This is a genomic window from Photorhabdus sp. HUG-39 (assembly GCF_963878365.1).
GTDB classification, from domain to species: domain Bacteria; phylum Pseudomonadota; class Gammaproteobacteria; order Enterobacterales; family Enterobacteriaceae; genus Photorhabdus; species Photorhabdus kayaii.
Window position 1 is genome coordinate 13,192 of sequence record NZ_CAWNWY010000038.1, and the last position, 15,181, is coordinate 28,372.

The 15,181-nt window shown below is 44.4% G+C and carries 11 protein-coding genes and 1 pseudogene; 5 read left to right on the forward strand and 7 right to left on the reverse strand.

The window, feature by feature from the left end; translation table 11 throughout:
• Window positions 1-49: 49 nt before the first annotated feature.
• Window positions 50-829: a deoxyribose-phosphate aldolase gene (gene deoC / locus AAC155_RS19955; protein ID WP_113043862.1), complete on the reverse strand. Its 780-nt coding sequence runs from the start codon at window positions 827-829 to the stop codon at window positions 50-52.
• Window positions 830-1,155: 326 nt separating this feature from the next.
• Window positions 1,156-2,421 carry a NupC/NupG family nucleoside CNT transporter gene (locus tag AAC155_RS19960; protein WP_191214955.1) on the reverse strand — a complete coding sequence of 422 codons (1,266 nt, stop codon included), beginning with the start codon at window positions 2,419-2,421 and terminating at the stop codon, window positions 1,156-1,158.
• A gap of 338 nt (window positions 2,422-2,759) precedes the next feature.
• Between AAC155_RS19960 and AAC155_RS19965 the strand changes: the two genes are divergently transcribed.
• Window positions 2,760-3,455 (forward strand): phosphohydrolase, encoded by a 696-nt coding sequence (locus AAC155_RS19965; RefSeq protein WP_109791941.1) that lies wholly within the window; start codon window positions 2,760-2,762, stop codon window positions 3,453-3,455.
• A 204-nt stretch (window positions 3,456-3,659) separates the two neighbouring features.
• Here AAC155_RS19965 and AAC155_RS19970 read toward each other — a convergent pair whose 3' ends face one another.
• Both AAC155_RS19970 and AAC155_RS19975 read right to left on the reverse strand, forming a co-directional pair.
• Complete coding sequence (locus AAC155_RS19970) at window positions 3,660-4,433, reverse strand: TatD family hydrolase (RefSeq protein ID WP_113043864.1); 774 nt, start codon at window positions 4,431-4,433, stop codon at window positions 3,660-3,662.
• Between the two features lie 11 nt (window positions 4,434-4,444).
• Window positions 4,445-4,582: a hypothetical protein gene (locus AAC155_RS19975; protein WP_158536608.1), complete on the reverse strand. Its 138-nt coding sequence runs from the start codon at window positions 4,580-4,582 to the stop codon at window positions 4,445-4,447.
• Between the two features lie 250 nt (window positions 4,583-4,832).
• On the opposite strand from AAC155_RS19975, the pseudogene AAC155_RS19980 reads away from it, so the two are divergent.
• A pseudogene (locus AAC155_RS19980) lies at window positions 4,833-5,123 on the forward strand (hypothetical protein); the annotation flags it as partial.
• A 220-nt stretch (window positions 5,124-5,343) separates the two neighbouring features.
• Window positions 5,344-9,798 (forward strand): insecticidal toxin complex protein TcaC, encoded by a 4,455-nt coding sequence (tcaC, locus tag AAC155_RS19985; protein WP_113043865.1) that lies wholly within the window; start codon window positions 5,344-5,346, stop codon window positions 9,796-9,798.
• On the opposite strand, the gene AAC155_RS19990 is transcribed toward tcaC, so the two are convergent.
• A complete protein-coding gene (locus AAC155_RS19990; protein ID WP_146748128.1) occupies window positions 9,758-10,144 on the reverse strand; it encodes a hypothetical protein in 387 nt (128 codons plus the stop codon). The two genes, tcaC and AAC155_RS19990, sit on opposite strands and share 41 nt — an antisense overlap.
• Window positions 10,092-11,684: a toxin gene (locus AAC155_RS19995; protein ID WP_113043866.1), complete on the reverse strand. Its 1,593-nt coding sequence runs from the start codon at window positions 11,682-11,684 to the stop codon at window positions 10,092-10,094. The genes AAC155_RS19990 and AAC155_RS19995 overlap by 53 nt, the downstream gene beginning before the upstream one ends.
• A 719-nt stretch (window positions 11,685-12,403) precedes the next feature.
• Here AAC155_RS19995 and AAC155_RS20000 point away from each other — a divergent pair.
• Window positions 12,404-12,622 (forward strand): hypothetical protein, encoded by a 219-nt coding sequence (locus tag AAC155_RS20000; RefSeq protein WP_113043867.1) that lies wholly within the window; start codon window positions 12,404-12,406, stop codon window positions 12,620-12,622.
• A 140-nt stretch (window positions 12,623-12,762) separates the two neighbouring features.
• On the opposite strand, the gene AAC155_RS20005 is transcribed toward AAC155_RS20000, so the two are convergent.
• Window positions 12,763-13,431: an epoxyqueuosine reductase QueH gene (locus AAC155_RS20005; protein ID WP_113043868.1), complete on the reverse strand. Its 669-nt coding sequence runs from the start codon at window positions 13,429-13,431 to the stop codon at window positions 12,763-12,765.
• Window positions 13,432-13,842: 411 nt separating this feature from the next.
• Here AAC155_RS20005 and AAC155_RS20010 point away from each other — a divergent pair, with 411 nt between their 5' ends.
• Entirely contained in the window at window positions 13,843-15,036 is a 1,194-nt protein-coding gene (locus AAC155_RS20010) for a benzoate/H(+) symporter BenE family transporter (RefSeq protein ID WP_113043869.1), read from the forward strand.
• Window positions 15,037-15,181: the final 145 nt, after the last annotated feature.

The following is a 15,181-nucleotide window of genomic DNA, read 5'->3' on the forward strand; positions in this document are numbered from 1 at the left end:
TTAATCATGATTAAAGCCGTTACGCGCCGACTGATGCGGTGAGCGATTATCAATAATGGCTGCTTTGTTTTTGCCCCTGATGACCCAGAGTATTTAGCAAGTTGCCTAACAAGCTAGAAGCCCCAAAACGAAAATGACGGGCATCAACCCATTTGTCACCCATGATATGATCAGCTAATGCCAGATATTGTGCAGCCTCTTCAGCGGTACGCACGCCACCAGCCGGTTTGAAGCCAACCGTTTCACCCACACCCATCTCATGAATCACCTTCATCATGATTTCAGCACTTGCCAATGTCGCGTTAACCGGCACTTTACCTGTAGATGTTTTGATAAAATCGGCACCCGCGTTGATTGAAATTTCAGATGCTTTACGGATCAGAGATGCCTCTTTCAGTTCACCCGTTTCAATAATAACTTTTAGCAGCACATCCGCTTCTGCACAGGCGGCTTTACACGCTTTTACCATCTCAAAACCGACTTGTTCATTACCGGCCATCAATGCACGGTATGGGAAAACCACATCGACCTCATCAGCGCCATAAGCAATAGCCGCTTGGGTTTCAGCTAAAGCGATGTCAATATCGTCATGACCATGTGGGAAGTTTGTCACTGTTGCAATGCGGATTTCAGGTGTGCCCTGTTCACGTAATACTTTACGTGCCAGAGGAATAAAACGAGGGTAGATACAGATAGCCGCAGTATTGCCCGCGAGGCTTTTCGCCTGATGACAAAGTGCCGTCACTTTTTCATCGGTATCATTATCATTGAGTGTCGTTAAATCCATCAAACTCAGCGCACGCTGCGCTGCTGCGGTTAAATCGGTCATAAAACTCTCCAACGTTATTATCGCGGCTAGCTTCTGCTAGATTATCATCAAATAATACACGACAAAAAATATATACCCTATGGATTTCAAGATGCATTGCGGCGGCAAGGGAGTGAATCCCCGGGAGCATAGATAACTATGTGACCGGGGTGAGTGAGTGCAGCCAACAAAGAGGCAACTTGAAAGATGACGGGTATAACTCACGTCCAACAAACAATAGAGTATAAAGAGTATAAAGACGCTGCTTCTTCATCACGAATTAAAGATAAACCGGTAGGACGATAGATTGCAGGCGGGATTATCCCACCTGCCTAATTTCAGCAACGTTACAGAGCCAGGAAGAAGCCTGCGATAGTTGCACTCATTAAGTTGGATAATGTGCCCGCGATAATGGCTTTCATTCCCAAACGAGCAACATCTCCGCGGCGGTTCGGTGCCATACCGCCCAGACCCCCTAGCAGGATAGCAACGGAAGCAAGGTTAGCAAAACCACACAATGCGAAGGAGATAATTGCTTTAGTATGATCTGATAGAACCTGCAAACCCGCCGCCATAACCACATCATCCGGTTTCAAATAGGCACCGAAATTCATAAAAGCAACAAATTCGTTCACAACTATTTTTTGACCGATGAAAGAACCTGCTACCGTTGCTTCATTCCACGGAACACCAATCAGGTAAGCAATTGGCGCGAAGACCCACCCCAACACCAGTTCAAGAGAAAGTTGTGGATAATTAAACCAACCACCGATTCCACCGAGAATACCATTCAACAATGCAATCAGGGCAACAAACGCCAATAACATTGCCCCGACGTTCAATGCCAATTGCATACCAGAAGCAGCACCAGAGGCGGCTGCATCAATAATGTTAGCAGGACGTTCCTCTTCAGCGACCAGTGACATTGCATCAACAGTATCGCGTGGCTTTTCAGTTTCAGGCACCATCAATTTCGCGAACAACAGGCCACCTGGTGCCGCCATAAAGGAAGCCGCAATCAGATATTCCAAAGGAACACCCATTGATGCATAACCCGCCAGTACTGAACCCGCAACGGATGCCAGACCACCACTCATTACCGCAAACAGTTCAGATTGAGTCATAGTCGCAATATAAGGGCGAACAACCAGTGGTGCCTCAGTTTGGCCCACGAAAATATTCGCTGTCGCAGACAAAGATTCTGTACGTGAAGTTCCGAGAATCTTTTGCAGCCCCCCCCCCAAGACTTTGATAACTAGCTGCATAACACCAATGTAGTACAACACTGCAATCAATGAAGAGAAGAAAACAATAATAGGCAGTACACGCAGGGCGAAAACAAATCCCCCACCACCAAACAGTTCAAACATTTTGGGGGAAACTAATCCACCAAAAATAAAATCCATTCCTTGTTGACCAAACTGGATAACACTAGAAACTCCCTCAGACATACCCATTAATATTTTCTTACCTGTGGGAACATAAAGTACAAAAGCACCGATAGCGATCTGAATCAAAAAGGCACCAAGGACAGTACGGAGTTTAATAGCGCGATAATTACTGGAAAAGAGTACTGCGATCAAAATCAGCACTACCATCCCGACCAAGCTCATAAAGAGTTGCATTGGAAGAATCCCTGTTCACTTAATAATAAATTAAATATGCCAGTTGAACGTAAATCGTTCACTGACGATGAGTCGGCGCTGATTATACTCAGTCATCGGAATGAACAAGCTATTGACATCACAAATATCTACTGAAAAAAGCAATAAAAAAATGATAAATGTGATGTGAATCACACAAATTTGCGGAAATAATCTTCAATAGATAATCTAATCTCGGAATGGCAAAATAATCAACAATTAAGAAATAATTATCAGGTAAGCACAGCTAAAGGACAGAAGATAGAAGATAGAAGATAGAAGATATGAAGACATATTATATGAAAATAATGAAAGCCAATATGCTAGAAGAACGCTTGAGAGAATTTTTGAAACATCGACTCGCTCACTCTAATGATAATGCTCATGATATTGGGCATCTGATCCGTGTTGCAAATAACGCGAAAAGAATCATGGAGAAAGAAGGAGGTGAGCCTTTAATTATCATTGCCTCAAGTTACTTACATGACATTGTGTCATTACCAAAGGATCATCCAGAAAAAAAACAGTCTTCAAAACTTGCAGCACAGGAAGCCGTAAAAATTCTATCTATTGAATTTCCAGAGTTCCCAAAAGAACTTTATGATGCGGTAGAACACGCCATTATAACCCATAGCTACAGCGCAAACTTACCTGCCAAAACAATAGAAGCTAAAATACTCCAAGATGCAGACCGATTGGATGCATTAGGGGCTATTGGACTCGCCAGAGTATTTTATATAGCGGGTATGCTCGGTCAGGGGCTTTTTCATCATGATGATCCCTTTGCACTTAATCGCCCCTTGGATGACAAATCCTATACAATCGATCACTTTCAGACAAAGTTATTTAAACTCCCCGAAAAAATGAATACCACAGAGGGTAAGAAGATTGCACAATTGAATGCCCAATATTTGGTTGACTTTTTGAGCAAACTGTCGAGCGAAATTAAAGGTGATTTAATTGATACGGATGAATTTATAAAGGATTTTTTCAAGGAAAATTAATTGCAAATATTATAACCTTGGAGCTTTACCAATAGTCGTTAAAATCACTCTGTAACTGCCTATCCCAATAGAGCTATTTTATTTGCCATTTTGAACCTGGGCAGTGCTCAAAATCCTCACGTACTACGTGTACGCTCCGGTTTTTCCGCGCTGTCCGTGTTCAAACTGTCTGCAACAATTACGCCTATTGAGATAGGCTCTAAATCATATAATTAATCCAAATAACTCAACACTGTTATGATAAAGTTGGCGAGCAATCTCATCAGGAACTTCGCGGCGGAGCTCACATAACGAAGCAAAAACTCCGGCAATTTTTTCCGGCCGGTTAGGTTCTCCCTGAAAACCGAAAAGCGGCATATCTGGAGCATCGGTTTCCAGCACCAGAGACGTTAACGGGAGTTCAGCCATTACGCGACGTGTTTTCTGCGCTCTTTCATAAGTAATGGTTCCCCCTACCCCAAGGTAATATCCCAAACCGATAAAAGCCTCCGCCTGCGATAAGCTACCCGCAAATCCGTGTACTACACCGGTACGGTGAAGGTTGATTCTTCTTAGGATCGCTGCCAGTTGATCATGGCTTTTTCGGGAATGAAGGATAACCGGCAGTTCATACTGTTTTGCTAACCGCAATTGATCGCATAACAACGCTTTCTGTTTTTCAAATTGGGGTTCAGTCATATAGAGATCAAGCCCAATCTCCCCAACCGCCACCAACTTTTCATGTTTCTGTTTCAGAAACGATTCCAAATCCGCAAGATGCGCTTCCTGATGTTGATCGATATAAAGAGGATGTAAACCCAATGCAGCATAAATTGCAGGATAAGTACAAGCCAATTCAGATACCTGTTGCAAATTTGCACTACTAATAGCGGGGACAATAATTCTATCCACACCAACCTGTGCCGCCCGTTGCAGGCTCTGCTGTTCATCATCACGAAACGGAGGGAAATCAAAATGGCAGTGAGTATCAATAAACATGAAACTATCCGTTATTTATCTGTTCTGACGATAGAAAAATTGAGGGCATACTGAATATCAATACCATTTTTGACGGAAACTGTGTAGATATCTATGCCGATAAGGCGAGGAGCCATCACCCGGTAAAAGACCAGAAATGCCCCGATCAATTCAAGTCTGATTATTTTCAGTCTGAAACTGTTACGAGGTTTCTTTACCGCTATGATTAAATTAATTTTTTATTCCTACATTAATAAAAATTAAGCTTAACATAATAAGCTTTCACGCTATAAAGTCATTCCTCCATCAGTTAACACTCTTACCAAATAGTGAAAATGATTCTAAATACCTAAGATAGATATTGATTGCGGGTAATCCAGATCAAGCCGCCGCTTCAATAGTTGTACCACTAAAACTCACTTATTACTCACACTATCATGTTTTAAATAGTGGCAAACTCAGGTCACCGTTTCCCGTGATGAAATGATCCGCTATTTCGATCAATTAAATGCTAAAGATATGACGGCTGAAAATGCAGCTTCACTTATCGCCACATTGCATGAGATGGATAAAGGTACGATAGCGCAAGTGAATACCTTGCTATTAGGAGAAAATAACTGGCCGAAAAGTTTTACATCACTTTGGCAACGTCTGACCTGGTTACGTGTCGGACAAAGTTTGAATGTCGGTAGTACCACTCTGAGCAACCTAGATAGCCGTTTTCTGCCTTTTGAAGGTCGAAAAGCAACAACCGGTACACTGGAGCTCAATATTTTCCATGCCGGTAAAGAAAGAACGCAACGTGGGCTAGTTGCCAATCTGAGTGACATCATTGTGCATCTGAATTACATCATTCGAGACGCATAAATTTTTTTTCTTTGTCGATCACAGGTCCCTCCCTATTAGGGGCCTGTTATTAAGGAGTACTTTTATGCAGGATTCACCAGAAGTATCGATTACAACGCTGTCACTTCCCAAAGGTGGCGGAGCTATCAATGGCATGGGAGAAGCGCTAAGTGCTGCCGGCCCTGATGGAATGGCCACTCTATCTCTGCCGTTGCCCCTTTCGACTGGCAGAGGGACTGCGCCTGGATTATCGCTGCTTTACAGCAGTAGTGCAGGTAACGGGCCTTTCGGTATCGGCTGGCAATGTGGCGTCATGACTATTAGCCGACGCACCCAACATGGCATTCCACAATACGGTAATGACGACACGTTCTTATCTCCACAAGGCGAAGTCATGAATATTGCCCTAAATAACCAAGGGCAACCAATCCGTCAAGACGTTAAGACGCTGCAAGGCGTGACCTTGCCAATCTCCTATACCGTGACCCGCTATCAAGCCCGCCAGATCGTGGATTTCAGCAGAATCGAATACTGGCAACCGGCCTCCGGTCAAGAAGGACGCGCTTTCTGGCTGATATCGTCACCGGACGGCCAACTGCACATCTTAGGGAAAACCGCACAGGCTTGTCTGGCAAATCCGCAAAATGATCAACAAATCGCCCAGTGGTTGCTGGAAGAAACCGTGACACCAACCGGTGAACATGTCAGTTATCAATACCGAGCCGAAGATGAAACCCATTGTGACGACAATGAAAAAACCGCTCACCCCAATGCTACCGCACAGCGCTATCTGGTACAGGTGAACTACGGTAACATCAAACCGCAAACCAGCCTGTTCGTACTGGATAACACACCTCCGACACCGGAAGAGTGGCTGTTTCATCTGGTCTTTGACCACGGTGAACGCGATACGTCACTTCATACCGTGCCGAAATGGGATGCAGGTACAGCACAATGGCCTGTACGCCAGGATATCTTCTCTCGCTATGAATACGGTTTTGAAGTACGTACTCGCCGCTTATGCCAACAAGTACTGATGTTTCACCGTACCGCGCTCATGGCCGGAGAAGCCGGTACCAGTGACGCCCCGGAACTGGTTGGACGCTTAATACTGGATTACGATAGAAATGCCAGCGTCACCACATTGATTGCCGCCCGCCAATTGAGTCACGAACCGGATGGCAGCCCAATCACTCTGCCACCATTAGAGTTGGCCTGGCAGCGGTTCAACCTAGAGAAGATGCCAACATGGCAACGTTTTGATGCACTAGATAATTTTAACTCGCAGCAACGTTATCAATTGGTTGATCTGCGAGGAGAAGGGTTGCCGGGTATGCTGTACCAAGATCGCGGTGCTTGGTGGTATAAAGCGCCGCAACGTCAGGAAGACGGGGATAGTAATGCCGTCACTTACGACAAAATCGCCCCACTGCCTACCCTACCCAGTTTGCAGGATAATGCCTCATTGATGGATATCAACGGAGACGGCCAACTGGATTGGGTAATCACCGCCTCCGGTATTCGCGGATACCATAGCCAGCAACCCGATGGAAAATGGACGCACTTTACGCCAATCAATGCCTTGCCAGTAGAATATTTTCACCCAAGCATCCAGTTCGCTGACCTTACCGGGGCAGGCTTATCCGATTTAGTGTTGATCGGGCCGAAAAGCGTGCGTCTGTACGCCAACCAGCGAAACGGCTGGCGTAAAGGACAAGATGTCCCCCAATCCACAGGTATCACTCTGCCAGTTACTGGAACCGACGCCCGCAAACTGGTGGCTTTCAGCGATATGCTCGGTTCCGGTCAACAGCACCTAGTGGAAATCAGGGCTAATCGCGTCACTTGTTGGCCTAATCTGGGACATGGCCGTTTCGGTCAACCACTGACCCTGCCAGGATTTAACCAGCCCGAAACTAGCTTCAATCCCGAACGGCTGTTTTTGGCGGATATCGACGGCTCCGGCACCACTGACATTATCTATGCGCAATCCGGCTCTTTGCTCATTTATCTCAACCAAAGTGGTAATCAATTTGATGCCCCGCTGACGTTAGCTTTGCCAGAAGGCGTACAATTTGACAATACTTGCCAACTCCAAGTCGCTGATATTCAAGGGCTAGGGATAGCCAGTCTGATCCTGACAGTGCCACATATGGCACCACATCACTGGCGTTGCGATTTGTCGCTAACCAAACCTTGGTTGCTAAATGTGATGAACAATAACCGGGGTGCACATCACACTCTACATTATCGTAGCTCCGCGCAATTCTGGTTGGATGAGAAATTACAACTCACCAAAGCAGGCAAATCTCCAGCTTGTTACCTGCCGTTTCCAATGCATCTGCTGTGGCATACCGAAATTCAGGATGAAATCAGCGGTAACCGGCTCACGAGTGCAGTCAGCTACAGCCACGGTGTTTGGGATGGTAAAGAGCGGGAATTCAGAGGATTTGGTTGCGTCAAACAGACAGATACCACAACATTTTCTCACGGCACCGCCCCCGAACAGGCGGCACCGTCATTGAGCATTAGCTGGTTTGCCACCGGGATAGATGACGTAGACAGCCAATTAGCCACAGAATATTGGCAGGCAGATACTCAGGCTTATAGCGGATTTGAAACCCGTTATACCGTCTGGGATAACGCTAACCAGACAGACCAAGCATTCACCCCCAATGAGACACAACGTAACTGGCTAACGCGGGCACTTAAAGGCCAACTGCTACGCACCGAGCTCTACGGTCTGGACGGAACGGATAATCAAACGGTGCCTTATACCGTCAGTGAATCACGCTATCAGGTACGCTCTATTCCCGTAGAGAAAGAAACCGAATTATCTGCCTGGGTTACCACCATTGAAAATCGCAGCTACCACTATGAACGTATCATCAGTGATCCACAGCTCAGCCAAAGTATCTGGCTGCAACACGATATCTTTGGTCAATCACTGCAAAGTGTCGATATTGCCTGGCCGCGCCGCGAAAAACCGGCAGAAAACCCCTACCCGCCAACCCTGCCGGAAACACTATTCGACAGTAGCTATGATGATCAGCAACAACAATTACGTCTGGTGAGGCAAAAAAATAGCTGGCATCACCTGACTGATGGAGAAAACTGGCGATTAGGTTTACCAAATGCACAACGCCGTGATGTTTATACTTATGACCGGACCAAAATTCCGGCCGAAGGGATCTCTCTTGAAGTCTTGCTGAAAGCCGATGGCCTGCTAGCAGATGAAAAAGCAGCCGTTTATCTGGGGCAACAACAGACGTTTTACACCGCCGGTCAATCGGAAGTCACACTAGAAAAGCCCACGTTACAGGCGCTGGTAGCGTTTCAAGAAACCGCCATGATGGACGATACCTCATTACAGGCGTATGAAGGGGTGATTGAAGAACAGGGGTTGAATACCACACTGACACAGGCCGGTTATCAGCAAGTCGCGCGGTTATTTAATACCGGATCAGAAAGCCCAGTATGGGTGGCACGGCAAGGCTATACCGATTACGGTGATGCCACCCAGTTCTGGCGGCCTCAGACTCAGCGTAACTCGTTACTGACAGGGAAAACCACTCTGACCTGGGATACCCATCATTGCGTAATAATTCAGACTCAGGATGCCGCTGGATTAACGACGCAAGCCCGTTACGATTATCGTTTCCTTACGCCGGTACAACTGACAGATATTAATGATAATCAACATATTGTGACACTGGACGCGCTAGGTCGCGTGACCACCAGCCGGTTCTGGGGTACGGAGGCAGGACAAGCCACAGGCTATTCTAATCAGCCCTTTACACCACCGGATTCCGTAGATAAAGCGCTAGCGTTAACAGGAGTACTCCCCGTTGCCCAATGTTTAGTCTATGCCGTTGATAGCTGGATGCCGTTGTTATCTTTGTCTCAGCTTTCTCAGTCACCAGAAGAGGCAGAAGCGCTATGGGCGCAACTGCGTGCCGCTCATATGGTTACCGAAGATGGGAAAGTGTGCGCGCTAGGCGGGAAACGGGGAATAGGCCAGCAGAACCTCACGATTCAACTCATCTCGCTATTGGCAAGTATTCCCCGTTTACCTCCACATGTACTGGGGATCACCACTGATCGCTACGATAACGATCCGCAACAACAGCACCAACAGACCGTGAGTTTTAGTGACGGTTTTGGCCGGTTACTCCAGAGTTCAGTCCGTCATGAGCCCGGTGATGCCTGGCAACGTAAAGAGGACGGTGGGCTAGTTGTGGATGCAAATGGCGCTCTGGTCAGTGCCGCTACAGATACCCGATGGGCCGTTTCCGGTCGCACAGAATATGACGATAAAGGCCAACCGGTACGTACTTATCAACCCTATTTTCTGAATAACTGGCGCTACGTTAGTGATGACAGCGCACGAGATGACCTGTTTGCCGATACCCACCTTTATGATCCACTGGGACGGGAATACAAGGTCATCACCGCTAAGAAATATTTGCGAGAAAAACAGTACACTCCGTGGTTTATCGTCAGTGAGGATGAAAACGATACCGCATCAAGAACCCCATAGTTTTACCTATTTTTATCTGTTGCCCCGCGGTATATTGCGGGGCAGTATCTATCAACTTTGAAAATTTAGCATTTCCGATAAGTTCCACCGTTTTGATAATGCAAATCACCTTTAAAGGAAACCCACATATATACCCGTCATCTTTCAAGTTGCCTCTTTGTTGGCTGCACTCACTCACCCCGGTCACATAGTTATCTATGCTCCCGGGGATTCGTTCCCTTGCCGTCGCGATGCATCTTGCAATCCATAGGGTATATACTTGCAGAATTAAAAATGAAATATCAACGTCAATGTTATTTCTTAATAAAAGCCGGAACAGGATCAGGTGTCGGGACAGAACTATCACAATTATAATGCTCTCCTGTCAGCCCTATTTTTTTGCAAGCTGTAGACAAAACATCATTAGGTGTTGCCCACTCATCTTTCCAGTTACTACCGTCATAACGTTCATTCTTAAATAGATCCCACATTATCAGACCCGTTTTACCATATTTGATCGTACCATCTAATATGCTGTTAAGAGCGCTCTTCGTCAGCGGTAAATTACCGGTTGCGGGTCTACCAACTTCAAATCCAACGGTAATCGGCGGCAAAACCAATAATTTTTGCGGTTGAACTGATGCCTGAGCGTAATTACGTGCCCCTTTCAGTTTGATATGAAAGGTAACAACTTCATTGCCCGATTTAAGCCAATTAATATATTGACCATAATAATACTTAACCTGTCCAGGAAGGTCACAAGGAATATATGTTTCACCCCCGCCGATAACTCCACAATCTGTTTCACTTAAATCATAGGTCATTACACCAATATAGCTGAGTCGGTTGATCAGATTGGGATAACTCAGAGCGGTATTATAAATCAAACCATAGAGATTTCCTCCCCACCAGGCACCACCATAAATATCACTATTCCTCGCATTGGTTCCCCAGTTAGCGGACATATTCGGGATACCTCCCGTTGCAGGACCTGCGGTACTTAGCTTAAGTGATGGCTTAACTGCATTAATCGAAGTGTAAAAAGACTTTAAAATAGCGGCGAATTTATCCACGGTTGCAGGCATTGCGCGGGGAATTTTTTCTGCACCAGGAACAATATTCATTGATGCATCATAAACATAACCGCCTAATCCCTTTGCTATTAAAGTTGATGTAATAAGATTCTCACTGTTATTAGAGGGAACCTTGATTGAGTCAGGTGTTAATTTCCAGCTTTTTGCATTAATATCAGCGTGCCAAAACTCTTCATAATCCACATCAATCCCGGCTACACCTAAATCAGCCGCCAAATTAACAATATTTCTATATGCCTTATCTGCGGCTTTACCCGTAATAGTACTGTCAAATCGAGGAACTTTAGTCAGTGGATTGGGAAAAATATCATAAACTGCACCGGGTTCATTACCACAAGCATTTTTTTTGCCAGCAGTTATATCATAAATTTTCGGATAACAACTAAAATTCCATCCACCTATAGCAATATAAGTACTCACTCCATGAGATTTTAAATCAGCAATAACTCTTTTTAATGCCACAAAATCAGCCCTGGCATTTTCAGCTTCTTTGATGCTAATACTTTGACCAGAAGTACAGGTATAACCAAACAATCCTGAACATTTCAGGCTATTTTTTTCATAATTAACAAAACCAGGCTGGACGAAAGACAATACCAACGTATTAAAGTTACTCTTGTTCTTAGAGATATCTCTACTTAATTTTTTAAAATTATCAAGGCTGGCATAATATTCTTGAGTATCCACCTGTGCAGCAGGCCCACTCAGATAATATGCAGATATTTTAGGGTTGGCGGCAATAACATTTCCTGATGTGAAAAAACATAATATAGAACTCGCTAATAAATATCGGTTTAATTTGTATTTAGACATATATCTATCTCCACTTGGTTAACATTACTTTTCCGATTACAGCCAATGAGTTATCATGACGCCTCATTGCCTTTTCATCATGAACGGTATAAGTTTTTCCCTAATAGAGCGTTAATATGCTCAGTCTGTTATTATAGACTGTGATGTAGTTACTGAACTGTTATATCCGTTATCTTTCAAGTTGCCTCTTTGTTGGCTGCACTCCCTTGCCGTCGCGATTCATCTTGAAATCCATAGGGTATATATCAGCATTAATTATTTCAATGCACCAATTTCATAATAGTATAGTTTTCACCATTGTCCACAAAAGAGATAGAAATTAGTTGTAATAATATTTCTCTCTAATCTATCTAAATAAAAAACAATAGGGTATATGTGATAATTCCTCTAGATTATACCTATGTTAATTAATTACCGCTTGTGCAAACCTGCCTATGAATGAACAGTGAATACGAACACCAGAGTATACATGTCAATAGAAAACCCACCGCTTTAAATAAACGCCCTCTGTTATCAGGCAAATTATGCCCAAAAACTTCAACGATTCTTCAACGAATTATAAAAAACTATAAAAAAGCATTATCTTAAATTGCTGAATTAATGATCAGGCCCGTATACTCACTGTGCGTTAAAACAAATCTGGAATAGCAAGTAGCTTACTGAGTCGCGCAAAATGTATTCCAGCAAGTGAAACAAAGTTAAAACACAGGAAAATTATCATGACACGTTTAGGCTTATCTATAACTGTATTATCACTGTTATTCTCTGGCGCGGTATTGGCTGCACCTAGCACACCCGCCCCCCAATCTTCGAATACCAAGGCGACGTCTTCCCATATGGAAAATACCAAAGCAGAGAAGAAATCTGGCAAAACCGCCCCCAAACAACGCTCACACCAGAAGGCAAAAAGCAAAGAAGCCAAGAAGAAGGCTCACTGAGTTTTCCGGCCTAAAACTACTATTTATGTCCGCAATTATGTCCGCAATTATGTCCGCAATCGTTATGACACAAGTTTAGTCGTATCATAACTGTAAATTCAGGGGGGAAATCCCCCCCTCAACAGGCTATCGTGAAAAGCTTAACAAGCCCCTTCAGTATCTTCATCACCATAATATTTAACACCAATCCTGATGATATCCCGTCCCTGAGATTTACGGTGTTTATTCGTGTCACGCAATGAATAGATACAACCACAATATTCCTGCTGATAAAATCTTTCCTGTTTACTAATTTCAATCATCCGAGCTGAACCACCTTGTTTACGCCAGTTGTAATCCCAGTATTGAATCCCCGGATACTGACTTGCCGCTCGTTTTCCACAATCATTTATCTGCTGCATGTTTTTCCAGCGGGAAATGCCCAACGAGCTTGAAATAACGCTGAAATTATTTTCATAAGCATACAAAGCCGTACGCTCAAAACGCATATCAAAGCACATGGTGCAGCGAACACCTCTTTCTGGCTCCAATTCCATGCCTTTAGCACGTTCAAACCAGTTATCGCTGTCATAATCCGCATCCACAAATGGCACATTGTGTTGCTCCGCAAAACGAATGTTCTCTTCTTTGCGAATTAAATATTCCCGTTTGGGATGAATATTTGGATTATAGAAAAAGACGGTGTAATCAATTCCAGAGGCACGTAGCGCTTCCATCACTTCACCAGAACAAGGAGCACAACAAGAGTGTAATAATAATCGTTCCGCATTATCCGGTAACGTTAAAACAGGGCGAACATAGTTTTCCATTTAGCAGGCTCCATATATACCCGTCATCTTTCAAGTTGCCTCTTTGTTGGCTGCACTCGCTCACCCCGGTCACATAGTTACCTATGCTCCCGGGGATTCACTCCCTTGCCGTCGCGATCCATCTTGAAATCCTAGGGTATAATTATAAGAATTAATTATAGAATATAGTTATTTTTAGCTTCAAATTTTTCGAATGAAATTTATCATGACTGACTTGTCGTTATGATCTTTGCCTTTACGATCCTTACCTTTGTGATCATCGTAAATTACTTGAAACTCTGACAGGTTCTACCGTTATATTGTCGTCATCAAAGTTTGTACGATACCGATAAATCCGTTTTACGCTGATAGTTAATAAATTATAGCCAAATTCAGATGCTTTTAACCAAAATAATTTAAATGGAGACCACGATGCGCCATACAATTTCTCTGAGTGACCTCTCTTTTCCGGCAATCATCGCCGGATTTGTCGCTGTTTTAGTCGGATATACCAGTTCAGCGGCAATTATCTTTCAGGCTGCGGAAGCGGCGGGCGCCACCCCCATGCAGATCGGTGGTTGGCTAAGTATGCTAGGACTTGGAATGGGCATCAGCTCCCTGGGGCTATCGCTTTATTACCGCACCCCTGTCCTTACCGCATGGTCAACACCGGGTGCCGCGCTACTGGTGACAACGCTACCAGGAACATCAATCAACGAAGCCATTGGTATCTTTATTTTTGCTTCAGCGCTGATCTTGCTGTGCGGTATTACTGGCCTGTTTGCCCGGTTGATGAACTATATTCCACAGGCACTTTCCGCAGCCATGCTGACCGGTATTCTGTTACGCTTTGGTTTGGATGCCTTTTCCTCATTTTCAGTCAACTTCGTACTGACTGCCGGAATGTGTTTGACTTATCTTCTGGCACGCAGATATTTATCCCGCTATGCCATCATCTTAACACTATTATCAGGGCTGATTATCGCCGCTTTACAGGGAGATATTCACTTTGAACAACAATCCACAGTCGCGTTTGTTGCCCCTGAATTTATTGCACCCAGTTTCACATTCTCTTCGTTATTGAGTGTCGGTATCCCATTTTTTATCGTTACAATGGCATCTCAAAATGCACCCGGCATTGCCACACTAAAAGCCGCAGGGTATCCGGTTTCTGTTTCATCACTGATAAGCTGGACTGCGCTCATCTCACTGATCTTATCACCTTTTGGTGGTTTTTCCGTCTGTATTGCCGCCATTACTGCCGCAATTTGTATGAGCCCGGAAATCCACGCTGACCCACATCGCCGTTATATGGCCGCTGCCGTAGCGGGTGTGTTTTACCTGATAGCGGGCCTGTTCGGTGGTTCAATCAGTATGTTATTCAGCGCGCTACCGGCGGCGCTTATTCATATTATTGCCGGATTAGCATTGCTTGGAACAATTTCTGGCAGCCTGCTACAAGCGCTACAGAATGAAAAGCAACGAGACGCAGCAATAATCACATTTTTGATCACCGCTTCCGGTGTGACGTTACTTGGCGTAGGTGCTGCATTCTGGGGGTTAATAGGTGGAGTAATAACCATGATCCTTTTATCTTTGCCTGAGAAAAACAAAATAGTTCATTAGATGAACAGTAAAATTATACTTTTCAGCACTTTATGATACTTATTATCAATAAAACTTATGATAGTTTGCCGAGTCTGTTGCGCTTTGAATATTACGATGGGACATATCTAACAACCTTAAATCTTATTACCCGCAAAACCGAGCT

Coding starts and splice junctions, on each gene's coding strand:
- deoC (WP_113043862.1), bottom strand. CDS start 829: ATGACCGATTTAACCGCAGCAGCGCAGCGTGCGCTGAGTTTGATGGAT.
- AAC155_RS19960 (WP_191214955.1), bottom strand. CDS start 2,421: ATGAGCTTGGTCGGGATGGTAGTGCTGATTTTGATCGCAGTACTCTTT.
- AAC155_RS19965 (WP_109791941.1), top strand. CDS start 2,760: ATGAAAGCCAATATGCTAGAAGAACGCTTGAGAGAATTTTTGAAACAT.
- AAC155_RS19970 (WP_113043864.1), bottom strand. CDS start 4,433: ATGTTTATTGATACTCACTGCCATTTTGATTTCCCTCCGTTTCGTGAT.
- tcaC (WP_113043865.1), top strand. CDS start 5,344: ATGCAGGATTCACCAGAAGTATCGATTACAACGCTGTCACTTCCCAAA.
- AAC155_RS19995 (WP_113043866.1), bottom strand. CDS start 11,684: ATGTCTAAATACAAATTAAACCGATATTTATTAGCGAGTTCTATATTA.
- AAC155_RS20000 (WP_113043867.1), top strand. CDS start 12,404: ATGACACGTTTAGGCTTATCTATAACTGTATTATCACTGTTATTCTCT.
- AAC155_RS20005 (WP_113043868.1), bottom strand. CDS start 13,431: ATGGAAAACTATGTTCGCCCTGTTTTAACGTTACCGGATAATGCGGAA.
- AAC155_RS20010 (WP_113043869.1), top strand. CDS start 13,843: ATGCGCCATACAATTTCTCTGAGTGACCTCTCTTTTCCGGCAATCATC.